This window comes from Serratia proteamaculans (genome assembly GCF_013337185.1).
Taxonomy (GTDB): domain Bacteria; phylum Pseudomonadota; class Gammaproteobacteria; order Enterobacterales; family Enterobacteriaceae; genus Serratia; species Serratia proteamaculans_D.
Genome location: NZ_SWDE01000002.1, coordinates 210373 through 234093 on the forward strand (window position 1 = coordinate 210373; position 23721 = coordinate 234093).

General features: G+C 58.1%; 24 protein-coding genes. 17 read left to right on the forward strand and 7 right to left on the reverse strand.

Translation table 11 applies throughout. The annotated features are described in order from the left end of the window. Position 1: 1 nt before the first annotated feature. The 4 genes from FCL49_RS11240 to FCL49_RS11255 form a co-directional block, all read right to left on the reverse strand. Positions 2-388 carry a YidB family protein gene (locus FCL49_RS11240; protein WP_174353657.1) on the reverse strand — a complete coding sequence of 129 codons (387 nt, stop codon included), beginning with the start codon at positions 386-388 and terminating at the stop codon, positions 2-4. Between the two features lie 94 nt (positions 389-482). Next, positions 483-731, reverse strand: a complete 249-nt coding sequence (locus tag FCL49_RS11245; RefSeq protein WP_135317107.1) for a GlsB/YeaQ/YmgE family stress response membrane protein — start codon at positions 729-731, stop codon at positions 483-485. 502 nt (positions 732-1233) lie between these two features. After that, complete coding sequence (locus FCL49_RS11250) at positions 1234-2136, reverse strand: LysR family transcriptional regulator (protein WP_174353658.1); 903 nt, start codon at positions 2134-2136, stop codon at positions 1234-1236. A 53-nt stretch (positions 2137-2189) separates the two neighbouring features. Then, a complete protein-coding gene (locus tag FCL49_RS11255; protein WP_174353659.1) occupies positions 2190-2963 on the reverse strand; it encodes an SDR family oxidoreductase in 774 nt (257 codons plus the stop codon). A gap of 271 nt (positions 2964-3234) precedes the next feature. On the opposite strand from FCL49_RS11255, the gene FCL49_RS11260 reads away from it, so the two are divergent. Continuing rightward, positions 3235-3651: a VOC family protein gene (locus tag FCL49_RS11260; RefSeq protein ID WP_174353660.1), complete on the forward strand. Its 417-nt coding sequence runs from the start codon at positions 3235-3237 to the stop codon at positions 3649-3651. Between the two features lie 52 nt (positions 3652-3703). Here the strand turns inward: FCL49_RS11260 and FCL49_RS11265 are convergent, their stop codons facing one another. Beyond that, positions 3704-3901, reverse strand: a complete 198-nt coding sequence (locus tag FCL49_RS11265) for a hypothetical protein (protein WP_174353661.1) — start codon at positions 3899-3901, stop codon at positions 3704-3706. 185 nt (positions 3902-4086) lie between these two features. Between FCL49_RS11265 and FCL49_RS11270 the strand changes: the two genes are divergently transcribed. Both FCL49_RS11270 and FCL49_RS11275 read left to right on the forward strand, forming a co-directional pair. Next, complete coding sequence (locus FCL49_RS11270) at positions 4087-5637, forward strand: sensor domain-containing diguanylate cyclase (RefSeq protein WP_174353662.1); 1551 nt, start codon at positions 4087-4089, stop codon at positions 5635-5637. Positions 5638-6149: 512 nt separating this feature from the next. Next, positions 6150-7046 (forward strand): Kdo hydroxylase family protein, encoded by an 897-nt coding sequence (locus tag FCL49_RS11275; protein ID WP_174353663.1) that lies wholly within the window; start codon positions 6150-6152, stop codon positions 7044-7046. Here FCL49_RS11275 and FCL49_RS11280 read toward each other — a convergent pair. After that, positions 7043-8140 carry an AAA family ATPase gene (locus FCL49_RS11280; protein WP_174353664.1) on the reverse strand — a complete coding sequence of 366 codons (1098 nt, stop codon included), beginning with the start codon at positions 8138-8140 and terminating at the stop codon, positions 7043-7045. The genes FCL49_RS11275 and FCL49_RS11280 overlap by 4 nt on opposite strands. Before the next feature lie 60 nt (positions 8141-8200). Continuing rightward, positions 8201-10273: a phenylacetic acid degradation bifunctional protein PaaZ gene (paaZ, locus tag FCL49_RS11285; protein ID WP_174353665.1), complete on the reverse strand. Its 2073-nt coding sequence runs from the start codon at positions 10271-10273 to the stop codon at positions 8201-8203. A gap of 318 nt (positions 10274-10591) precedes the next feature. Between paaZ and paaA the strand changes: the two genes are divergently transcribed. The 14 genes from paaA to FCL49_RS11355 all read left to right on the forward strand — a co-directional run bounded on the left by paaA (position 10592) and on the right by FCL49_RS11355 (position 23719). Further along, positions 10592-11530, forward strand: a complete 939-nt coding sequence (gene paaA, locus FCL49_RS11290; RefSeq protein ID WP_206194281.1) for a 1,2-phenylacetyl-CoA epoxidase subunit PaaA — start codon at positions 10592-10594, stop codon at positions 11528-11530. Positions 11531-11542: 12 nt separating this feature from the next. Further along, positions 11543-11830: a 1,2-phenylacetyl-CoA epoxidase subunit PaaB gene (gene paaB, locus FCL49_RS11295; protein ID WP_017893307.1), complete on the forward strand. Its 288-nt coding sequence runs from the start codon at positions 11543-11545 to the stop codon at positions 11828-11830. Between the two features lie 8 nt (positions 11831-11838). Continuing rightward, the gene (gene paaC / locus FCL49_RS11300) at positions 11839-12597 is read left to right on the forward strand and encodes a 1,2-phenylacetyl-CoA epoxidase subunit PaaC (RefSeq protein ID WP_174353667.1); all 759 of its coding nucleotides are present in this window, start codon (positions 11839-11841) and stop codon (positions 12595-12597) included. A 9-nt stretch (positions 12598-12606) separates the two neighbouring features. Next, the gene (gene paaD, locus FCL49_RS11305; RefSeq protein ID WP_135317117.1) at positions 12607-13104 is read left to right on the forward strand and encodes a 1,2-phenylacetyl-CoA epoxidase subunit PaaD; all 498 of its coding nucleotides are present in this window, start codon (positions 12607-12609) and stop codon (positions 13102-13104) included. Between the two features lie 8 nt (positions 13105-13112). Beyond that, a complete protein-coding gene (paaE, locus tag FCL49_RS11310) occupies positions 13113-14171 on the forward strand; it encodes a 1,2-phenylacetyl-CoA epoxidase subunit PaaE (RefSeq protein ID WP_174353668.1) in 1059 nt (352 codons plus the stop codon). 9 nt (positions 14172-14180) lie between these two features. Then, positions 14181-14954, forward strand: coding sequence for a 2,3-dehydroadipyl-CoA hydratase PaaF (paaF, locus tag FCL49_RS11315; RefSeq protein ID WP_174353669.1), 774 nt, complete (start codon positions 14181-14183; stop codon positions 14952-14954). Positions 14955-14957: 3 nt separating this feature from the next. After that, a complete protein-coding gene (paaG, locus tag FCL49_RS11320) occupies positions 14958-15749 on the forward strand; it encodes a 2-(1,2-epoxy-1,2-dihydrophenyl)acetyl-CoA isomerase PaaG (RefSeq protein WP_174353670.1) in 792 nt (263 codons plus the stop codon). Positions 15750-15751: 2 nt separating this feature from the next. After that, complete coding sequence (locus FCL49_RS11325) at positions 15752-17272, forward strand: 3-hydroxyacyl-CoA dehydrogenase (RefSeq protein ID WP_174353671.1); 1521 nt, start codon at positions 15752-15754, stop codon at positions 17270-17272. Next, positions 17269-17709, forward strand: a complete 441-nt coding sequence (gene paaI, locus FCL49_RS11330) for a hydroxyphenylacetyl-CoA thioesterase PaaI (protein WP_135317122.1) — start codon at positions 17269-17271, stop codon at positions 17707-17709. The genes FCL49_RS11325 and paaI overlap by 4 nt, the downstream gene beginning before the upstream one ends. Continuing rightward, complete coding sequence (pcaF, locus tag FCL49_RS11335; protein WP_174353672.1) at positions 17706-18911, forward strand: 3-oxoadipyl-CoA thiolase; 1206 nt, start codon at positions 17706-17708, stop codon at positions 18909-18911. The genes paaI and pcaF overlap by 4 nt, the downstream gene beginning before the upstream one ends. A gap of 17 nt (positions 18912-18928) precedes the next feature. After that, on the forward strand, positions 18929-20236 hold the full coding sequence (gene paaK, locus FCL49_RS11340) for a phenylacetate--CoA ligase PaaK (RefSeq protein ID WP_174353989.1): 1308 nt from the start codon (positions 18929-18931) through the stop codon (positions 20234-20236). A 78-nt stretch (positions 20237-20314) separates the two neighbouring features. Next, positions 20315-21253 (forward strand): phenylacetic acid degradation operon negative regulatory protein PaaX, encoded by a 939-nt coding sequence (gene paaX, locus FCL49_RS11345; protein ID WP_174353673.1) that lies wholly within the window; start codon positions 20315-20317, stop codon positions 21251-21253. 279 nt (positions 21254-21532) lie between these two features. Then, positions 21533-22129, forward strand: coding sequence for a phenylacetic acid degradation protein PaaY (gene paaY / locus FCL49_RS11350; RefSeq protein ID WP_174353674.1), 597 nt, complete (start codon positions 21533-21535; stop codon positions 22127-22129). 81 nt (positions 22130-22210) lie between these two features. Then, the gene (locus tag FCL49_RS11355) at positions 22211-23719 is read left to right on the forward strand and encodes a PLP-dependent aminotransferase family protein (RefSeq protein WP_174353675.1); all 1509 of its coding nucleotides are present in this window, start codon (positions 22211-22213) and stop codon (positions 23717-23719) included. Positions 23720-23721: the final 2 nt, after the last annotated feature.

Sequence of the window (23721 nt, forward strand, 5' to 3'; positions counted from 1 at the left end):
ATTATTTGAACAGTTTACCGACCATATCGCCCAGTTCATTACTGTCCTGCTGCACTTCGCCATTTGGCGATGCGGCGTCAGCAACCGTTGGCAGGAACTGCGCAATAGTGGCGGATGCCTGAGCCGGATCGACGCCCAGCTTTTCGGCCAGCTGATTGATGGCATCGCTGCCCAGTGCCTGCTGCACATGGTCACCGTTAATCTGCTGGTTTTCACCGTTGCCCAGCCATGAACCGACCACATCGCCGAATTGCCCCTGACGGAACTTGTCCAGAATCGCCTGCAGGCCGCCCTGTTGCTCAACCCATTGCATGATGGCGACGTAATCGATGCCTTTACCGTTGGCGCCGCCGAGAATATTACCCAATACGCTATCAAACAGACCCATGGTAATCCCCTTCCAGTCGTCGGCTCAGGCCGCTCGACCCTTGTGATTTAACGAAAAAAGGGCCGCCGCAGCGACCCTGTCGATCAGTAACCGATTAGTTTCTGATCTTTCTGTAGACAAAAAGCACCACCAGGGCACCGATGACTGCGACAACAAAGCTGCCCAGATTGAAGCCATCGACACGACCCATACCGAAGAAGGTACTGATATAGCCGCCGACAACGGCACCTATGACCCCCAGGATAACGGTCATGATAAAGCCGCCGCCGTCTTTGCCCGGCATGATCCATTTCGCCAAAATACCGGCAATTAACCCAAAAATGATCCAGGAAATGATGCCCATTTTTACTCTCCCTATTACTTTTTGCCTTAAGAAAACCTATCACCAGACCCACGACGGCGCCTGCTCGCTACTTTCACACCTGCCCCTTCCCTTAACGGCAGAACGATACAGGGTAAATCTCGATAAACGCGCGTCTTTACACAATGACTATAGTCAAATATCAGCAGTTTACCCACTTCCGTCTGTCTGAATTTACCTGTGCAAAAATTAACCGCATTCATCTCGCTGTCATTTGCACCGGCTATAATAAAAAGAACGACAGGTGAGGCTTCACGCCGGAGACCGATCATGACCAACACGCCATTTATACTGATACTGGCCGCAATTTATGCCCTGGCTGCCGTCTGGGATGGCTCAGCTGCTCTGCTGATGTAATGTTACACATTCTTTGTCACTTTTTTGGCGATTTTAATTGTGTCTTGTTTTTACAGAACATTAATTGTCTGAAAGCCAACAAGAAATGCCACTGCGCTTGGATAAAAATCTCATTAACCGCCAGGCCTCAGGTTTCGCAAAACGGCTTGATTAACTGGCTGAACCATTCGGCAAAGGCGGTTAAACGCGCCGAACGCTGACGACGATGGGGATAAAGCAAAGCCATGCTCATTGCCGGTGGCCGGGCCTGCGGCAAGATCTCGCACAGGCTGCCGTTATCCAGGTAGTGTTGAACGTCAAAACGCGGTATCTGCATCATTCCCAACCCCACCAGGCAACAACCGATATAGTTTTCTACGTTGTTCACCGTCACCCGGCTACGCAGCGTTTTTTCAAAAAGCTGTCCATCCTGCTGCCACTGCCAGCTATCCGCCCCTGCCAAAGTCGGCTGTGCATAGCCCACAACCCAATGTTCTGCCAATTGGGCGGGATGCTCCGGCGTACCGTAACGCTGCAAATAATCCGGGCTGGCACAGTTGATCATACTCAGGCGGCCCAGCGGCTGGCTGACCAGGCTGCTGTCGCTGAGGCTACCGACACGGACCACGCAGTCGATCCCTTCCTGGATCAAATCGACTGAACGGTCGCTGGCGCTGAGAAACAGTTGAATTTCAGGGTACTGCTGGAAAAAGTCCGGCAGCGCCGGCACGATCATTCGCCGGGCGATGCGGCTGGGGACATCAACCGTCAAGCGCCCCCCGATCGGGCCGTTTTGCCGGTGAAACAGACTTTCCAATGCCTGCACGTCAAACAGCAGGCTGCGTGCTTTTTCGAGCAACAGTTCACCGTCGCTGGTCAGTTGTACCCGGCGAGTGGTGCGATGAAACAGGCGGGCGCCCATTTCATGTTCCAATTGCTGTATCGCGGCCGAAACCGTGGTTTTTGGCATCAGCAGGATTTGCGAAGCCCGGATAAAACTGCCCACTTCGGCCACCTGGATAAAGACCCGCAATCTCCCTATTTTATCCACCGGCAGTGCATCCTGTTAAACAGGCTGCGGCACCGGCCGCAGCAAAATTGATATTAACGGGTAGTATAGCCACCGTTGGCAAACAGCGTCTGCCCGGTGATCCACCAGCCGTCGGTGACCAGAAATTTGACGATCGGCGCGATGTCCTCAATGTCGGTCAGGCCGGTTTTTGAGAACTTGCTCAGCGCAGCGGCACTGCTGTGATACTCCACTGCCTCTTTGCTTTCCTGACCGTAGAAGAACGGCGTATCCATCGGGCCAGGGCCGATGGCATTCACGCTGATGCCCCGCTCGCCAAACTCTTTGGACGCGGCACGAGTAAAGTGCTCCACCGGTGCCTTGCTACCCGGATAGACGGCATAAAACGGCGTATAAGCCGCCAGCAGCGAACTGACAATGGACACAATCCGACCGTTGTCGGCCAAATGCTTGCCTGCCTGCTGGATAAAGAAGAAAGCCGCCTTGGAATTGATGTCAAAACTGCTGTCGTAATCCGCTTCGGTCACCTCGGCAATCGGTTTTTTGATCACCAGACCGGCGGTATTGACGGCAATATCCACTTTGCCGAATGCCTTGACCGCTTGCTCAAACAGCTGCGCCACGTTAGCGGGCTGAGTCAAATCGCCCTGTACCGCTATCGCCTGGGCGCCCGCCGCGTGAACCGCCTTCAGCGTTTCCTCCGCTGCCGCCCGGGTTGCGTCGCTGTTGTAATGCACCACTATCGCTGCTGCCCCACTGGCCGCCAGATCGCGCGCCACCAGGCCACCCAGGTTCTTCGCACCGCCAGCGATCAACACCACTTTTCCATTCAAAGATTGCTTGCTCATTACAGTGACTCCGTTAGTGAAGGTTGTAACGAGTATAGGAACTGTGACCGCTCAGATAATCTGTCCAAATCGGGATGAACCATCCCGGTTTTTCGGTCAATACTTCCAAGTGTACAAAAAATACCCACAGCGTGATCGGCAGCCAAACATTCAGCGGAAATCGCACTACACTTGTAAGTTTCCAACAGCAATAGTCGCAATGAGAAACTATTGTTTTCCGCCCGCCGTAGGCCGCTAAACGCCCAGACGGGCCATAACAGAGGTCAATGTCATGGTGATTCAACCCTATTTATTCTTTAGCGGTAACTGTGAGCAGGCAGTGAACTTCTACGTGCAGCAGTTGGGTGCCACGCTTGAAATGATGATGCGTTACAAAGAGATGCCCGAGGAAGCCAAACAGGGCAACCCTCAAGATGTCAATCCGGAGTCCATCATGCATGCCCGGCTGCTGATAGGGGAAACCGCGCTGATGGCCTCGGATGGCTGCCCACAGGATGGCGCCGACGCATCACACAAGGGATTTGCCCTGTCGCTCAACCCGAGTACCGTGGATCAAGGGCGCGAACTGTTTGAAAAACTGTCGCAGGGCGGCCAAGTGACCATGCCTTATCAGTCCACCTTCTGGGCCAAAGGTTTTGGTATGTTGACCGACCAGTTTGGCGTCAATTGGATGATTAACGTTGAATAGTTCGTCATCCCGCTGCGGTGTCCGCCTCTGATAGCGGGCACCCTGGCATCCATCATCCGTTGTAGTGATACCAGTCATAGGCCGCCATGGCGAACAGCACAAACAGCGCCGTCAGCAGCACCAATCCCAAACGCCAGTACGGTGATTTACGCTGCCGCCAGGCAAACAGGATCATTAACGCCAGCACTCCCAGCGTCACCGGGTAATAAACCGCCAGCGTCAGCAAAGTAATAATGATGTAGTCAGACATGCGAGCGATCCCTGTATTCTCTCCGTAGGTTTAATGCGGAGGGTATAATCGGAGCCAATATATTCTTCCTCTGCCCTCAACAACTTATTCATTTTCACCGTTTAAGGTGTAGTGGTCCAGGTGATTAACGAATAAGATGTAGGATTGTTCTTACCTCGATTTAAAGATTGTACAGCAAGGGTGACATGACACAGCAGCAACTGCAGGATGCCGAACGGCCTCGCAACGGTAAAAACTCCCCGTTATTATTTCAGGCCGGCGTGTTTGTCGTCATCGTTGCCGTTACGCTGATCCTGTTTAACGCCTGGCAAATTTGGAATGCCCATCAGCGCGACTTGCAAAGTGCCGAGTATGAATCGGCCAATTTGGCCCGTGCGCTGGCGCAGCATGCCGATGACACCTTTATGCAGACCGACAGCACGCTGTCCGACCTGAGTGAACGCATTCAGGTTGACGGGCTGGCCAGCCCACAGCTGTTACGATTGCAAAAAGTGATGCAAACCCAGGTGGGTAACCTGCCGCAACTGCACGGGCTGTTTGTGTACGATGCACAAGGCAATTGGATCGTCACTTCATCAGGCCGCTTTGTACAAAATGCCAACAATGCCGACCGGGAATATTTTAAATATCACCTCGAGCACAACAGCAATGCCGTTTATATCGGCAAGGTGGTGCGCAGCCGCTCTACCGGTGATTTGATCATTCCGGTATCACGCCGTATCAACCACCCGGACGGCAGCTTTGCCGGGGTCGTGCTGGCCACATTGTATATCAATTATTTCCGCCAGTTTTACGATACCTTTGCGCTAAACAGCGATGCTTCACTCAATCTGTTATTGGCGGATGGCACCATCCTCTACCGTCGCCCTTATTCCCTGGCGGCCATCGGCAAGAATATTTCCGAAGGCGTGCTGTTCCGGGAAATATTGCCACACTCCGAATTCGGCAATGCCACCATTACCTCGCGCTACGACAAGGTAGAACGGATTTACGGCTATTCGCGGGTTAACCGCTATCCGCTGGTGATTGCCGCCGGGTTGTCGAAAAAAGATGTGCTGGCTGATTGGCGCAACGACTCCGGCCTGTTTGCCCTGGGGGGGGCCACTCTGCTTGCCATCCTGTTGGCCATGGGGCTGGTGTTGATGCGTCAGATTAACCACAGCGTGCGCACCGAAGCCGAGCTGATGCGCACTCGCGATCAGCTCACCAGCATCAACCGGACCCTGGAAGAACTGGCCTTGCTGGACGGCCTGACCGGGCTGGCCAACCGCCGCCAGTTTGATATCGCCTTAAAGAATGAGCTGATGCGCGCCTCACGCAACTACCGCAGCGTGGCGCTGTTGATGTTGGATATCGACTATTTCAAGCAGTATAACGACATCTATGGCCACGTCGCCGGTGACCAGTGTCTGCAACAGATCGGACAGATGCTCAAGGGTATGGCCAGCCGCAGCAACGACATCATGGCCCGCTACGGCGGTGAAGAAATGGCCATCATATTGCCGGATACCGACGCTCAGGGCGCACTGATTTTCGCCGAGCGCGTCATCGAAGCGGTGCGCGCGCTAAAAATACCTCATGACGGCAACCCCCATGGCGTCATCACCATCAGCATAGGGATCTACGCCAAGGTGCCGCATATGTATAACGACACGCCGATGAGCTTTATCAATCAGGCTGACAGCGCACTGTACCAGGCGAAAGCCCAGGGCAAAAACCGCATTTACTCCGCTTGACCCGCGGGGCCGCCTTTAGCAAAAGGCGGCCCGGATAAAATCAAGCCACAGAGTAAAATCATCATGCCTATACCCTATAGCTTTCAAGTTGCAGCTAGGCGCCCAGCTCGCTCATCCCCAGGCGCTTACTTTAGTAAGTAACTGGGGTGAGCGACAAATCTGTCGGGAACAGATTTGAACGCTGCTTGCAGCGGCCCTGAAAGGGCAAGGCCCATGGATGGGCCTTGTAAGCAGGTAACAACGCTGCGGCTTGAAAGATGACGGGTATAATCGATGCTTTTGATTTATTACCAATAAACCCATTAATTCCGCTTAAATCTATTTTTACCCATTCGTGCGATTAGCACATCGTTTAATCTCTGTTTAGTGTTTGGCGAATTTTAATAATGCTACCATTATTAAAGTCAGCTTATTACCCACTAATTCAATTCGCGAATAATTCCCGCGGGTTATAAATTCCATTCAAATAAAAAAATCAAAAGAACCCTACTTTGCAAGGAGATTGGATGCTTATGGATAGCCTTATGCCGGAACAGGCGTTGATGACATTGCCACAACGGCTGTGGGACAGTGCCCCTCTGCCTGTTGCCCACACCGCCGTTGAGGCGCTGGAGCAAGGAAAAGTATTGTTTTTACCCGAATTGAAATTTCCATTGTTAGCCGATGAAATAACGTTATTGGATCCCGCACTGGTGGATATAAAACGTAAAAACATCAGCTATTGGCCAGAAAGCCAAAAATTATCTGGCGTAGCAATAGCGGCGCAACGGCCGCAGGTACAGGCATTGCTGGAACGTTATTATCAGGCCAGCCGACAGTTAATCGCCGGTTTACTGCCTCATTATCAGCAGACCTTGCATTCACCGGTTAACACGCTGCGCCTGCACCCGGTTTCAGCCTGGCGCGCGACCAGTTCATGGCGCAAGGACGACAGTCGTTTGCACGTTGACGCCTTCCCGTCACGCCCCAATCAGGGGGAACGCATCCTGCGTATTTTTACCAACATCAATCCGCACGGCGAGCATCGCCAATGGCGCGTCGGCGAACCCTTTCCCCAATTGGCACGACGTTTTATACCGCGCCTGCCGCGCTATTCGCCATTGAGCAGTTGGCTACAGCATACAGTCGGCATCACCAAGCGCCGCCGCAGCCATTACGACCACCTGATGCTGCACCTGCACGATGCGATGAAAGCCGACCAAAACTACCAACAGCAAGGCCCCCAGTTGGCACTCGACCTGCCGCCGGGCAGCAGTTGGATCTGTTTTTCCGATCAGACGCCGCATGCAGCGATGGCCGGCCAGTTTATGTTGGAACAAACCTTCCTGCTGCCGGTCAGCGCGATGAAAAATCCACGCCAGTCGCCGCTAAAAATGCTGGAAACGCTGCTGCGCAAACCCTTGATTTAATCCGCGGTTAGCAGCAGGGTTTCCCCCTGTTGCTGCGCCAGTTGATAATGCGTGACCAGGCTGTGGCGGCCAATCAGTTCGGCCAATTGTGGTGAATGGCTGGTGATCCAAAGTTGGCTGTATCGGCTGGCCTCGGCGATCAGCATTGCCAGTGCTGGCAGCAACTGCGGATGTAGACTGTTTTCCGGTTCGTTAAAGGCCATAAATGCCGGTGGCCGCGGGCTGAGCATCGCCACCGCCAGGCAGAGAAAACGCAGCGTACCGTCCGAAAGCTCGGCACTGTCCAAAGGCCGTAAAATCCCGGCCCGATGCATCAATAGCTGAAAGCGCCCCTGCGGTGCCTGTATTTCAAACTCACTGTCCGGAAAGGCCTGCCCCAGGATCTCATGCAACAACTCCCCGTTGCCTATCTCGCAAACGGTTTCAAAAGCGGCGGCCAGATTGCTGCCGTCATGCGCCAGCACCGGCGCGCGGATACCCACCTGCGGCGCACGCAGTGGCGAACCGGGCCAAACGGCAAACTCATGATAAAAACGCCACTGGCGCAGGTTTTCCCGTACCTGCGACACTTCAGGATACAGATGAGGGTCGGCAAGCTGACCAAACACCGACTCCTCTGCATGCAAACTGGCGGGATAAGTCGTGCGTTCGCCCTGAATATTGGTCAGGAATGCGCTTTGATTACGCCGCTCCAGCACCCGCGTCGACGGGCGACGGCCATGGCCGGTGATCCACAGCGATTCCTCTTTGACCAGCGGATCGAGTTGAAACAGACTGTCGGTAGGATCGGGGAACCCCAGCTGCAACTGATAATCGAAGTCCTCAAGGGTGGCAGACAGCAACATCCGTTTCGGATCGCCCCGCCGCTCGCCCGGGCGCAATCCTCCGGCCCACATCGCCTTCTGAATGCCGCCCTCCTCGGCCAACGCCGTAGACAAGCGCCCACATGCCGCCTCGTGGATCAGCCGTACCGCTTTATACAGGTTGGATTTACCGCAGCCGTTCGGGCCGCTAATCACATTCAGGCGGCCCAGTTGCAGTTGCAGGTTGCGGATAGAACGGAAGCCACTTAGCTGGAGTTGTTGGATCGTCATAGGCACAATTATTAGTCAGGGGGATGGCGCATCTTAACATAGCTGCCATCCCCTCCGTCTTTAGCTTGCCGCCTCAAAATCCCCTTGCTGGCGGGCTACCAGCGTCAGAATACTGTACAGCGCCACCGCCTGCTGATGCTGATTAAGCACCTGCACATCCCACACCACCACGCCATGCGGACGATCTTCCGCGGTTTTCTGCGGCTTGCGGATTTTCTTCTTGCAGGTCAGCCGCACCTGGATGGTATCGCCAATTTTCACCGGCTCGATAAAACGCAGGTTTTCCATGCCGTAGTTAGCGATCACCGGCCCTACCCCCGGGTCGACAAACAAACCGGCAGCGGCAGAAACTACAAAGTAGCCATGCGCGACCCGTTCGCCAAACAGGGATTCGGCGGCACCGATTTTGTCCATATGAGCATAAAAATGGTCACCGCTCAGACAGGCAAAGTTAACGATATCGGCTTCGGTCAGGGTACGCCGTGCGGTGAGCAGGCTTTCACCCAGCCGCAGTTGTTCAAAGTATTTACGGAACGGATGAACCGGATCCTCAATCACCGTCGCCCCGCGCACCCACTCGCGGCCAATCGCCGCCAGCATCGCCGGGCTGCCCTGGATCGCCGTGCGTTGCATATAGTGTTTTACCGCCCGTAACCCGCCCAGTTCCTCACCGCCCCCCGCTCGCCCTGGCCCGCCGTGCACCAGCATGGGTAACGGGGAACCGTGGCCGGTAGACTCCACCGCCGCCTGTTGATCCAAAATCAGCATACGGCCATGGGCGCAGGCCGTCGCGCGGATAAACCGCGTTGCCAAAGTTTCATCGGCGGTCACCAGCGATCCCGCCAGGCTGCCCTGGCCCATTAACGCCAGTTCGATCGCCTGTTCGGTGTGCTGATAAGGCATCAGCGTCGCCACCGGGCCAAAGGCTTCGGTACCGTGCACCGCCTGATGGGTGAAGGGATCGGCGCAGTACAACAGGGTGGCCGGGTAAAATGCGCCGTTATTCGCATTTTCGCCCATCACTGTCAGTTTATCCGCCACGGCACCGCACAAGGGTTCACAGCCGTTATGCAGCAGGAAATCGACCTTTTGCTGCACGTCATTGCGTTGTTCGTGGCTGACCAGCGCCCCCATGCGCACCTGTTCCAGTTTAGGGTCACCCACCGTGACCCCGGCCAGGCGTTGCAACAGCGCCTGCTGCACTTCTGCCACCCGCTTTGCCGGCACGATAATCCGCCGGATGGCGGTACATTTTTGCCCGGCCTTGGCGGTCATCTCGCGGCACACTTCTTTGATAAACAGCGCAAACTCCGGCATTTGCGGTGTCACATCTTCCCCCAACACACAGCAGTTGAGCGAATCGGCCTCCATGGTGAAGGCAATGGATTTTTCCAGCAGGCGCGGATGGGCCCGCAACTGCTGACCGGTCTGCGCCGAGCCGGTAAAGGTCACCGCATCCTGATAATCGAGATGCTCAAACATGTCGCCGATACCGCCGCACACCAGTTGCAGCGCGCCCTCCGGCACCAACCCGCTGTCGATAATCAATTTGACCATCGCCTGCGTTAACTGCGCGGTGGCGGTTGCCGGTTTGATGATCGCTGGCATCCCCGCCAGCCAGGTCGGTGCCAGCTTTTCCAGCATCCCCCAGCAGGGGAAGTTAAAGGCATTGATATGCAAGGCCACGCCAGGACGTGAAGTCAGCACATGGCGGGCGGCGAACTGCGACTGTTTGGACAGCGGGATCAGTTCGTCTTCCGGCCACAGGGTATCGTCCGGCAGTTCACGGCCTGCCAGACCGGCATAGGCAAACAGCGTGGCGATACCGCCTTCAATATCCACCCAGCCGTCACTGCGGGTCGCGCCGGTCTGGTACGAAATTTCATACAGCACTTCTTTATGGGCCAGCAGGTGTTTGGCCACCGCTTTCATCATCTGCGCGCGCTGCTGGAAAGTCATCTGCGCCAGCGCCTTGCCACCCCGGCTGCGCGCATACTCCAGGCTGGCGGCCAGCGGCAGCCCGTCGGAACAAACCTGATACAGCGGTTCGCCGGTAACGGCGTGATGGATTTCGCGGGCGATGCCCTGGCCGAACACCCAGCCGCCTGAAAGGTAACTGTGTAACTGCTGCATTTGCTCCTCCGGAATTCATAAATTTACACCACAATGATTAATTACGTATCAGGTATTGTCCAGTTTTCTCTTGAACGCAATTTAACAAAAACAAAACATCACGGCTTTTAAGCTCGAAAAACAGGCTATTTTTCGTTGCCAGCAATTTTAAAATATACATAAATAACAACAAAATATAAAAAACACCTGTGATTGCCATCGCAAAACCACATAAATGTCGTTTGATCTTTTTGTTATCAGTTTGTAGCCTTATGGTTAGTTAACGTGATTCACATTTTTATATTTAATGTGAAAAATACGAATCACCAAGAGGCAAGCATGACAACTGACGCGCAATATCAACAACACTTCGACGACAAGATTGCGGCGGATACCTCCATTGAGGCCAAAGACTGGATGCCGGATGCCTACCGTCAAAACCTGATCCGTCAGATTGGCCAACACGCTCATTCCGAAGTGGTGGGCATGTTGCCGGAGGCCAACTGGCTGACGCGAGCGCCGACGCTGCGCCGCAAGGCGGTGTTACTGGCCAAGGTGCAAGACGAAGCCGGACACGGCCTGTATCTGTACAGCGCCGCCGAAACCCTGGGCTGCTCTCGCCAGGACATCTACCAGAAAATGCTCGACGGCAAGATGAAATACTCTTCGATCTTCAACTACCCGACGCTCAACTGGGCGGATATCGGGGTGATCGGCTGGCTGGTCGACGGCGCGGCTATCGTCAATCAGGTAGCCCTGTGCCGCGCTTCTTATGGCCCCTACGCACGGGCGATGGTGAAAATTTGCAAGGAAGAGAGCTTCCACCAGCGCCAGGGATATGAGGCGGTGATGGCGATGGCCAACGGCAGCGAACAGCAAAAAGCCATGCTGCAGGACGCGATTAATCGCTTCTGGTGGCCGGTGCTGATGATGTTCGGCCCAAGCGACACCGATTCCCCCCACAGCGCGCAAAGCATGGCCTGGAAGATCAAACGCCACAGCAACGACGAGCTGCGGCAGAAGTTTGTCGACAATACCGTGCCGCAACTGGAAGCCCTGGGGATGAGCGCCCCGGATGCCGATTTGGCCTGGGATGAAGCCAGCGGCCACTATCGCTTCGGCGAAATCGACTGGAGTGAACTGCACGAGGTGATTAAAGGCCGCGGGCAATGCAACCACGAACGGCTGCAGGCCAAACGCCGCGCCTGGGACGAAGGTGCCTGGGTGCGTGAAGGCGCCCTGGCCCACGCGGCCAAAAACACCTCAACCGCCGCATAAAAGGAACCGATGATGACACACGTTGAATGGCCGCTGTATGAAGTGTTTATCCGCAGCAAACAAGGGCTGGCGCACCGCCACGTCGGCAGTCTGCACGCTGCCGATGACCAGATGGCACTGGAAAATGCTCGCGACGCCTATACCCGCCGCAACGAAGGCTGCTCAATCTGGGTGGTGCAGTCCAGCCATCTGATCGCCTCACAGCCGGAAGATCGTGAAGCCTTCTTCGATCCGTCCGATGACAAGATCTACCGTCATCCGACGTTTTACACCATTCCCGACGGCATCAAGAACATGTAGAGGCGGCCATGACCCTTAACGATCCTCTAATCACCTATGTCCTGCGTCAGGGCGATACGCCACTGATCCTCGCCCAGCGGCTGTGTGCCTGGTGCGGCCACGCGCCGGAGCTGGAAATTGACCTGGCGCTGGCGAACATCGGCCTGGACCTGCTCGGTCAGGCGCGCAACTTCCTCGGCTACGCCGCCGAACTGACCGGGCCGCATTGCAGCGAAGACCGCCTGGCCTTTGGCCGTGACGAACGCGAGTTTCACAACCTGCTGCTGGCGGAACAACCCAACGGCGGTTTCAACGATACCCTGGTGCGCCAGTTCCTGATTGACGCCTACCACGTGCAACTGCATCAGGCATTGAGCAACAGCCGCGATGCACAGTTGGCCGCCATCGCCGCCAAGTCACTGAAAGAAGCCCATTACCACCTGCGTTTCAGCCGTGGCTGGATGATTCGCCTGGGTGACGGCAGCCCGCTCAGCCGGCAAAAAATTCAGCAGTCACTGGATAGTCTGTGGCGCTTTACCGCCGAGCTGTTCCACGCCGATGAACTGGAACTGCAACTGGCAGAGCAGGGCATCGCAGCCGATCCACGCCAATTTGAAGCCCCCTGGCTGGCGCTGGTGAGTGACACGCTGCAACAGGCCGGCCTGCAGTTACCGAGCGAACAGGCCTTCCGTCACGGTGGCAAACAAGGGCGGCACAGCGAGCACCTCGGCCCGTTATTGGCGGAGATGCAGTTTCTGCAACGCGCCTATCCCAACGCGAACTGGTAGGAGGCCGTCATGAACATTACCCGGCTGCAAGCCGCCGAAATCCCGCAAATCTGGCACTGCCTGCAACAGATCAGCGATCCGGAACTGCCGGTGCTGTCGATTACCGATCTGGGCATGGTGCGCGACGTAGCCGCCGACGGCAACGGCTGGCGTATTACCTTTACGCCGACCTATTCCGGCTGCCCCGCTACCGAGTTCCTGCTCGAAGCGATCGAACAGCAGTTAGCCGCGGCCGGTTTCAGCCCGGTAAAAGTGGATATCCGCCTCAGTCCGGCCTGGACTACCGACTGGATGAATGCGGCTGCGCGTGAGCGGCTGCGGGAATATGGCGTCGCACCGCCACAGGGCCACACCTGCGACAAACCCCAGGCGCACGGCCCGGTGCCCTGCCCGCGATGCGGCAGCACCCACAGCGAGAAAATCAGCGAATTCGGCTCCACCGCCTGTAAGGCGCTGTACCGCTGTTGCGATTGCCGTGAACCCTTCGACTACTTCAAATGCATTTAGGAAAAGCCATGACGGTCTTCCATCGCCTGAACGTCGCCGCCATCGAGCGCGAAACGCCGGACGCCGTAGCCATCACTCTGCGGGTGCCCGAAGAACTGAAAAGTCACTATTGCTACACGCCCGGCCAGCACCTGACGTTGAAGGCACTGGTCGACGGCGAAGAACTGCGCCGCTGCTACTCCATTTGCAGCTCGCCGCAGGAAGGTTTACTGCAGATCGGCGTTAAAGCCATTCATCAGGGCCGCTTCTCCTCGTTCGTTAACCGCATGTTGAAGGTCGGCGATGCGCTGGAGGTGATGGTGCCGCAAGGACGATTCGGCTACCAGCCACAGGCGGAGAACAGCGGTAACTATCTGGCGATTGCGGCCGGTTCCGGCATTACGCCGATGCTGTCGATCATCAAGGCCACGCTGCAACTCGAGCCAAACAGCAGTTTCACGCTGATTTACGGCAACCGCAGCAGCCGCTCGGTGATGTTCAAAGAAGCGCTGTCCGATCTGAAGAACCGCTATCCCCAACGCTTTCAGCCACTGTACCTGTTCAGCCAGGAAAATCTTGATAGCCCACTGCTCAGCGGCCGCATCGACCGTGAACATCTGCTGGCAATCGGCGGCGCATTACTCAATTACCGCGACTATGACCACGCCTTTATCTGCGGGCCTGAAAGCATGATGGACGATGCCCAGAGCGTACTTGAACAGGCGGGCGTGCCTGCCGGGCACATTCACAGCGAACGTTTTAACACCAGCGGTATGGTTGCCCGGCCGGTCAATGACGCCAACCGCAACGCCACCCGGGTCGAGATTTTGCTCGATGGCCGTCGGTTGAATATCGAGGTGGGCGCTCAGGATGACAGCATTCTGGATGCGGCACTGCGCCAGGGTGCCGACCTGCCCTACGCCTGCAAAGGCGGTGTGTGCGCTACCTGTAAGTGCCAGCTAAAGGCCGGTCAGGTGGATATGGCGGTCAACTACAGCCTGGAGCCGGATCAACTGGCGGCGGGTTACGTATTGAGTTGCCAGTCGTGGCCACGCGGCGACGGTGTGGTACTGGACTTTGACGTATAGGAGCCGCCGATGGAAACCCCTTTTGTCCTGCGACAGCAACACCAGCGAGTGGTGACACTGACACTGCATCGCCCTGAGGCACGCAACGCCCTGAACACTCAGTGCCTGGAGCAGTTGGTTTATTTACTGGAACAGGCCGATACCGATGCCGGCGTTGGCGCCGTGGTGATTACCGGCGCGCCCCGCTTCTTTGCCGCCGGTGCCGACCTGCACGAGCTGCAAAAACAAGACTTGCCCGCCGCGTTGACGGATCGCCGTCCACTGTTGTGGCAGCGGCTGGCCCAGTTCAGCAAACCGCTGCTGGCCGCGGTCAACGGCTATGCGCTGGGCGCCGGTTGTGAACTGGCATTGGCCTGCGACATGGTTATCTGCGGCGAAAGCGCCCGTTTTGGCCTGCCGGAAATCACCCTCGGCCTGATGCCGGGGGCCGGTGGCACCCAGCGTTTGATCCGCTGCGTCGGCAAGTCTCGCGCCAACCAGATGGTACTGACCGGTGAGGCCATCAACGCCAATTGCGCACTGCAAAGTGGCCTGGTCAGCGAAGTTTGTGTCGATGCGCTGACGCTGGAACGCACGCAACAGGTTGCCGAACGCATCAGCCTGCAGGCGCCGCTGGCATTACGCGCCGCCAAACAGGCATTGAAACAGGCTGAAGAAACCGGCCTGAGCCAGGGGCTGGCCATCGAGCGCCAGCAGTTTGTCACCCTGGCCGCCACCGACGATCGCCGTGAAGGCATCGCCGCCTTCTTCGAAAAACGTACGCCAAACTATCAGGGGCGCTGATTTATGGATAACGCATTGATTCTCACCCATCTGGAAGCCGGGGTGTTGACCCTGACCCTTAACCGGCCCGATCGGCTCAACAGTTTTAACGACGAGATGCACCGCCAGCTTGCCGAAGCGCTGACCCTCGCCGAGCGTGACGAAACCGTACGCTGCCTGCTGATCACCGGTGCCGGGCGTGGTTTTTGCGCCGGGCAGGATCTCAACGATCGCAACGTCAGCGTTGAGCAGCAGGCGCCGGATCTCGGCCTGTCGGTAGAACGTTTCTACAACCCGCTGATCCGCCGCCTGACCGCCTTGCCAAAACCGGTGGTGTGCGCCGTCAACGGCGTGGCCGCGGGTGCCGGGGCCGCATTGGCGCTGGCTTGCGACATCGTCATTGCCGCCGATAACGCCAACTTTATCCAGTCGTTCTGCCGTCTGGGACTGGTGCCGGACTCTGGCGGCAGTTGGTTCCTGCCGCGCCTGGCAGGCCACGCCCGCGCCATGGGGATGGCGATGCTGGGTGACAAAGTCAGCGCCCAGCAGGCGCTGGCCTGGGGCATGATCTGGCAGGTGGTGGCTGCGGATGAACTGGCCACCACCAGCCAAACGCTGGCACAACATCTGGCCACCCAGCCGACCTATGGGCTGGGACTGATTAAAAAAGCCCTCTACAGTTCGGCCAATAACACCCTCGACCAACAGCTGGATTTGGAACGCGATCTGCAGCGTCTGGGCGGTCGCAGCGACGACTACCGCGAGGGCGTCAGCGCCTTCTTCGCCAAACGCGCACCAAATTTCAGCGGGAAATAACCATGAACCAGCCGAACTTAACCCTCAGGGTGGCGGTGATTGGTGCCGGGACCATGGGCATCGGTATCGCTCAGGTGGCCGCCGCCGCCGGGCATCAGGTACAGCTGTTTGATATTGCCGCCGATGCTGCCCGGCAGGCACTCGACGCACTCGCCCAGCGGCTGCATCAGCGTGTTGCGGCCGGCAAGGCCGATACCACCACCACCGAAACCCTGCTGGCGCGCATTCAACCGGCAGAGTCGCTTAATTCGCTGGCCGACAGCGGTCTGGTGATAGAAGCGGTGGCGGAAAAGCTGGCAATCAAACAAAGCCTGTTCCGTGAGCTGGAAGCCCTGTGCTCCCCCGCCACGCTGTTTGCCAGCAACACCTCCTCACTGTCGATTACCGCCATCGCCGGTGCGCTACACCATCCACAGCGGCTGGCCGGGCTGCACTTCTTCAACCCGGCACCGCTGATGAAACTGGTGGAGATCGTCAGCGGGCTGGACACCAGTGCCGAAACCGTCGCCACACTGCAAAGGCTAACCCGGCAATGGGGCAAACAAAGCGTGCTGTGCCGCTCCACTCCGGGGTTTATCGTCAATCGGGTAGCGCGGCCGTTTTACGCCGAAACCCTGCGCGCACTGGAGGAACAGGTCGCCGACGCCGCCACGCTGGATGCGGTGATGCGCGACGCGGGTGGCTTCGCCATGGGGCCGCTGCAACTGACCGACATGATTGGTCAGGATATCAATTACGCCGTGACCGAATCGGTGTTTCAGGCATTCTTCCAGGATCCCCGTTTTACCCCGTCGCTGGTACAGCAGGAACTGGTGGCGGCCGGGCGCTTGGGCCGTAAAAGTGGGCGTGGTTTTTATCGCTATGGCGATCATCAACTGCCGGTGGCTGCGGTTCAGCCGGAGTCCACGGCGGAATTGCCGCGCAGCATCACACTGCATGGCGATGCCGTCGGCATCGCGCTACTGAACGAATTACTGAGCGGAAATGCGCAGTCGATCAAACAATCTGGCCAGACCAGCGCCTACGCCCGGATCGATGAAGTTACACTTATGTTAACCAATGGTAAAACAGCCAGCCAGGTGGCCGAGGAAACCGCAACCCCTGTGGTGCTGTTTGATCTGTCTGCCGACTACTCGCAGGCCAGCACCGTCGCTATCAGCTGCGCAGCGCAAAACGAGGCCCGGCACAACGCCACCATCGTGCGTTTGCTGCAATCTCTCGGCAAGAAGGTGATCGTTTTGCCGGACTATCCCGGCCTGTTGGTGATGCGCACCCTCGCCATGTTGGCCAATGAGGCGCTGGACGTGGTCAACAAGGGCGTCGCCAGTGCCGGGGATACCGACCACGCCATGCGCTGCGGCGTCAACTACCCACGCGGCCCGCTGGAATGGGGGGCGGCCCTGGGTTGGCGGCAAATCCTGACCACGCTGGAAAACCTGCAAAGCCACTACGGTGAGCCACGTTACCGCCCGATGCCGCTGCTGCGTCATTACGCATCCCTCTCTTCAGGAGCCCGACCATGAACGCCAATACGCCACAGGCACTGGCGCAACGCTGCGCCGAACAAATGTTTCAACAGGATACCTGTGCTCAGGCGATGGGGATGCGGGTAGATGCGGTTGATGCCGGATTCGCTCAGGTCAGCATGACCGTCGGCCCGCAGATGCTCAACGGCCACCAGACCTGCCACGGCGGCCAACTGTTCAGCCTGGCGGACACCGCCTTCGCCTATGCCTGCAACAGCCAGGGGCTGGCGGCGGTGGCCTCTGGCTGCAATATCGAGTTTATTCGCCCGGCGCTGGCCGGCGATCGCCTGACCGCCAGCGCCGAGGTACGCCATCAGGGCAAAACCACCGGGCTGTATGACGTCGAGATAGTCAACCAACTGGGCAAGACCGTCGCCTGGTTCCGCGGGCGGGCACATCGCCTCGGCCATGCCATTTTAGGAGAACATCCATGAGTCAGGCGTTTATCTGCGATGGCGTTCGCACGCCGATTGGCCGCTACGGCGGCGCTTTGGCCAACGTGCGTGCCGATGATTTGGCCGCGCTGCCGCTGCGTGCCCTGTTGGCTCGCCACCCCCAGGTGGACTGGTCATTGGTCGATGACGTGATCCTCGGCTGCGCCAATCAGGCCGGGGAAGACAACCGCAATCTGGCCCGTATGGCGGCCTTGCTGGCAGGCCTGCCGGTGAACGTTTCCGGCACCACCGTCAACCGCCTGTGCGGTTCGGGGCTGGACGCGCTGGCGATGGCGGCACGCAGCATCAAGGCCGGTGAAGCCGGGCTGGTGCTGGCCGGCGGCGCAGAATCCATGACCCGCGCCCCGCTGGTGATGGGCAAAGCCGACAGCGCTTTCAGCCGTCAGGCACAACTGTATGACACCACTCTGGGCTGGCGCTTTATCAATCCGCTGATGGAGGCGCAGTACGGCACCGACTCGATGCCGGAAACTGCCGAAAACGTGGCGGAAAAATTCAACATCAGCCGCGCCGATCAGGACGCCTTCGCGCTGCGCAGCCAGCAACGTGCAGCACAGGCGCAAGAACTTGGCTTACTGGCGCAGGAAATAGTGCCGGTCAGCCTCAGCGGTAAAAAAGGCGCGGTGACGTTGTTCAGCCAGGACGAACACCCGCGCGCAGACACCCGGCTGGAACAATTGCAGGCGCTGAAAACGCCGTTCCGCCAACCCGGAACCGTGACCGCCGGTAACGCCTCTGGCCTAAACGACGGTGCAGCGGCGCTGATTGTCGCCTCCGAGGCGATGGCCGTCAGCCAGGGGTTGACACCACGAGCGCGCATCGTCGCCACCGCCACCTGCGGTGTCGAACCCGGCTTGATGGGTATCGGCCCACTGCCGGCCACCCGCAAGGTACTGGAATTGGCCGGGCTAAGCCTGGCGCAAATGGACGTGATCGAACTGAATGAGGCCTTTGCCGCCCAGGCGTTGGCGGTACTGCGCCAGCTTGGCCTGCCGGACGACGCTCCCCAGGTTAATCCCAACGGCGGCGCTATTGCCCTTGGCCACCCGCTGGGAATGAGCGGTGCACGTCTGGCGCTGGCCGCCTTGTTTGAACTGGAACGGCGTTCCGGCCGCTACGCGCTTTGCACCATGTGCATCGGCGTCGGCCAAGGCATCGCCATGATCATTGAGCGAGTTTGACCCCGAGGCTAATAATGATGACTACCAATCCACCGCCACTCGACGCCATTGAGTTCGCCTCGCGTGATGAAATTGAAGCGCTGCAGCTGGAACGGCTGAAATGGACGCTGCACCACGCTTATAACAATGTGCCAATGTATAAACGCAAGTTCGAGCAGGCGGGCGTGCACCCGGACGATCTTAAGCAGTTGAGCGATCTGGCGCGTTTCCCCTACACCACCAAACAGGACTTACGCGACAACTACCCGTTCGATACCTTCGCGGTCCCCATGGAACAGGTGGTGCGCATTCACGCCTCGTCGGGCACGACCGGCCGACCTACCGTGGTCGGCTATACCCAGCGGGACATCGATAACTGGGCCGATATCGTCGCCCGCAGCCTGCGCGCCGCCGGTGCCACGGCCAAAGACAAGGTACACGTGGCCTACGGTTATGGCCTGTTCACCGGTGGGCTGGGCGCTCACTACGGCGCGGAGCGGCTGGGGGCCACGGTGATCCCGATGTCCGGCGGCCAAACCGAAAGACAGGCGCAGCTGATCCTGGATTTCAAACCCGACGTGATCATGGTGACGCCCTCCTACTGTCTAACGCTGATCGACGAACTGGAACGCAAAATGGGCGGCGATGCCCGTGGCTGCTCATTACGTCTCGGGGTGTTTGGCGCAGAGCCCTGGACCGAAGCGCTGCGGCATGAAATTGAAAGCCGGATGGGCATCAAGGCGCTGGATATTTACGGCCTGTCCGAAGTGATGGGGCCGGGAGTGGCGATGGAGTGCGCCGAAAGCGGCGGTGGCCCGACTATCTGGGAAGATCACTTCCTGCCGGAGATCATCTGCCCGGAAACCGGCATTGCCCTGCCGGATGGGGAGCACGGCGAACTGGTGTTTACCACCCTGACCAAAGAGGCGCTGCCGGTGATCCGCTACCGTACCCGCGATCTCACCCGCCTGCTGCCGGGCGATGCACGCCAGATGCGCCGGATGGGAAAAATCACCGGTCGCTCCGACGACATGCTGATCATCCGTGGCGTCAATGTGTTCCCGTCGCAGGTGGAAGAACAAATTATGCAGTTCGAACAGCTGTCGCCGCATTATCAGCTGCAGGTCAGCCGCAGTGGGCACCTGGATACGTTAGCGGTACGCGTTGAATTAAAAGAGGCCGCGCTCAGCCTCAGCCATCAGCAGCGCTGTGAGATTTGCCACCAGTTGCGTCACCATATCAAATCGATTATCGGCGTCAGCACCGACGTCAGCATTGCCAACTGCGGCGATATCCCGCGTTCGGAAGGCAAGGCCCAGCGGGTGGTCGACCTGCGCCCCCGTTGATTCCCTTGGCGTCACGGATGACGCCTCAAGAATTTGTGGTAATGTTGTGTCTCACCGTCGGCTAACCCATGGAAAAATATGGAACATAAACTGGATGAGTTTATCCGCCATGCTATAGACGCCCAGCCGATCAGCGGCACTTCATTGATTATCTCCCTGTACGGCGATGCGCTGAGTCATCGCGGTGGCGAAGTGTGGCTCGGCAGCCTGAGCGCACTGCTGGAGGCGCTGGGTTTCGGCGACCGCTTTGTGCGCACCTCGGTATTTCGCCTGCAAAAAGAGGGCTGGCTGGAGGTCGAAAAAATCGGTCGCCGCAGCTTCTATCGGGTGACCGAACAGGGCATGCGCCAGTTCCGCCACGCCGAGTCGAAAATCTACCTCAGCGAGCCACCGGCCTGGGACGGGAAATGGGATCTGCTGTTGCTGGAAAGCGCGGAGAAAAGCGAACGGGCACGGCTGAAAAAAGAGCTGGGCTGGCTGGGTTTTGGCCAGATAGCCAATAACCTGATGGCGGCCCCTACCCATGCACAAACCGACGTCACCGCCCTGCTTGGCGAGCTTAATGCCAGCGAGCAAGTGATCTATTTTCGTGCCGACTACCCCTATAACCGCTCCGAGCAAACCCTGCAGCAGCTGGTGGCCAACTGCTGGGCACTGGGCGAAGTCGCCGCCGATTATCATGAGTTTATCGTCTCTTTCCGCCCGCTAATGGCGCTGCTGCGCGAAACCGACGATGCCCTGCTGACACCCCAGCGCTGTTTCCAGATTAAGCTATTATTGATCCACTTCTTCCGCCGCGTGGTGCTCAAAGATCCGCTGCTGCCGGACGCCCTGTTGCCCGTCCAGTGGGAGGGGCAGATCGCCCGCAACCTGTGTATCAATATTTATCAGCGGGTAGATCGCGCCGCGACCGAGTATGTCAGCACGCTGGCGGAAACCACTATCGGCGCTCTGCCCGCCCCGGCAGCCGGCTATTACCGGCGCTTTGGCGGCCTGCCGCGCGATCCTTCACTGTAGGTTATGTCCCACAATAGGACGTGGCACCGTCGCAGACCCAAAAGCCCGTAATCAAGGCGGAGGGTGCAGGGCATAGTGGGCCTATGTTCAAGCCTGACAACGCAGAGTACGGGCTTTTGGGGCGCGACCCGAAGGGCTGGGGCCATTTGAACGCGCACCTGTGTTACGAGCCGCTTATTTGGCCCACCAAACCTCACGACCCGCGCCTTGCTGCGCGCTCAAATGACCGCCAGCGGCGCTCACGTACTATTATGGGAAACAACCTTAGGAGTTTTTGCTATGCCCGTGTATCAGATTGATGGCCTGACCCCAGTAGTAGACCCCAGCAGTTATGTGCACCCGACCGCGGTATTGATTGGCGATGTGATCGTCGGCAAACAGGTGTATATCGGCCCCAATGCCAGCCTGCGCGGCGACTTTGGCCGTCTGGTGATTGGTGATGGCGCTAATATCCAGGACAACTGCGTGATGCACGGCTTTCCGCAGCAGGACACCGTGGTGGAACAGGACGGTCATATCGGCCACGGCGCGATATTACACGGCTGCCGTATCCGCCGTAACGCCATGGTCGGCATGAATGCGGTGATTATGGACGGCGCGGAGATCGGTGAAAACAGCATCGTCGGTGCCATGGCGTTCGTTAAGGCCGCCGCGGTGATTGAAGCCAACAAGCTGGTGGTCGGTAGCCCGGCAAGGGTATTGCGCGACCTGACCGAACAGGAGCTGGCGTGGAAAGTGGCCGGCACGCGCGAATATCATGATTTGGTACTGCGCTGTAAATCTTCACTGCAAGAAGTCGCCCCACTGAGCGAAATCGAACCGGGCCGTCAGCGCTTAAGTTTTGGCGACCACCTGATACCAAAAAGTCAGCTTTAAGCATCACGAAATACGCTATTTCGGTAAAAAGTGGTTTACAGTGAACACCCTGTTTAACTCTTTTTATCTGGACCGGAATAGATGCCAAGAACGGCCAAAACGGTTGAAGTCCCCGCCATCGGCGAGCTTGATCGCCAGGCGGGGCAGCTTAGCCTGCAGCTTGCTCAGGCGTTGCGGGCAGCCATCAACAGAGGCGAGCTGAAACCTGGCGATCTGTTGCCCTCCACCCGCGTGCTGGCAGCTGCGTTGCAATTGGCCAGAGGCACGGTGCTGGCAGCCTTCGAACAACTGACGGCCGAGGGCTTTCTCGAAGCGCTGCCCGGCTCGGGCACCCGCGTCGCCCTGTCACTTCATCGCCAGCCCCCGGCACCACTCAATCCGGCTGATATTTGTGACATTCCCCTTTCCAGCCAGGCGCAGGCATTGGCGCAATTTGCCGGTCAGTTACGGCCACTGCCACCGATCCCCTTCACCGTCTCGGTGCCCATCAATGATACCGCGCCCGATGACGTCTGGCGTCGTCTCGGCAACCGCATTCGCGCCCGTGGGCCAGGTGCTCCGGCAGGCTATGGCGAACCGCTGGGGGCACTGCCGTTGCGCAAGGCGGTCTGTGAATACGTCCGCAAATCCCGTTCGGTACTCTGTACGCCGGAACAGGTGATTATCACCTCCGGCACTCAACAAGGGCTGTATCTGGCGACGCAAATTCTGCTGGACGCCGGTGACACCGCCTGGGTAGAAGATCCGGCCTATCACGGCATTACCGCCATCTTTAACAGCGTCTTTAGAGACCGGCGAATGGTCAGAGTGCCGGTGGATGCCGAAGGAATAGACGTGGTGGCAGGCAGTAAAATCGCGCCACAGGCCAAAGCCGCCTTTGTCACCCCTTCTCACCAGTACCCGCTGTGTATGCCGATGAGCATGACGCGTCGGCTCGAGCTGCTGGCCTGGGCCAAAGAGAGCCGGGCCTGGATTGTCGAGGATGATTACGACAGTGAAATGCGCTATTCCGGCCACCCGTTTCCGTCATTGCAGGGGTTGGATCCGGCCAGAGTGGTCTACCTTGGTACCTTCAGCAAGATCCTTTTCCCTTCATTGCGGCTGGGTTACGCCATTGTCCCCAGGCCGCTGGTGGATGCCTTTTGCGGCGCACGCGTGCTGATGGACCGCCACCCGCCCAGCGCCGATCAGCACGTGCTGGCCAGCTTTATGGCGCAGGGGCATCTGGATCGTCATATCCGCCGTATGCGCGGCGTGTATGCGGAAAAACGGCGGGTATTAACCGCAGCAATCAATACCCATGTTTCTGCCGAGCTGGCGACGCTGCACCCCAGCGATCAGGGCATGCATATGGTGTTGTGGCTGAAGGCAGGGCTGGACGACCGACAGGTAGTTCGCCGTGCTGCCGAGGCTGGAGTGGCGGTAAGCGCGCTTTCGCCGATGTATGGCGTCGGCAGCGGGAAAAGCGGATTGATACTCGGACTGGGCGGCTACGATGATCTGCAAATCCATCAAGCCGCCCAACGGCTGAATCAGGTGCTGATGACGTTATCCGATACAGCAATCCCCTCTCCATTGGGAGAGGGTTAGGG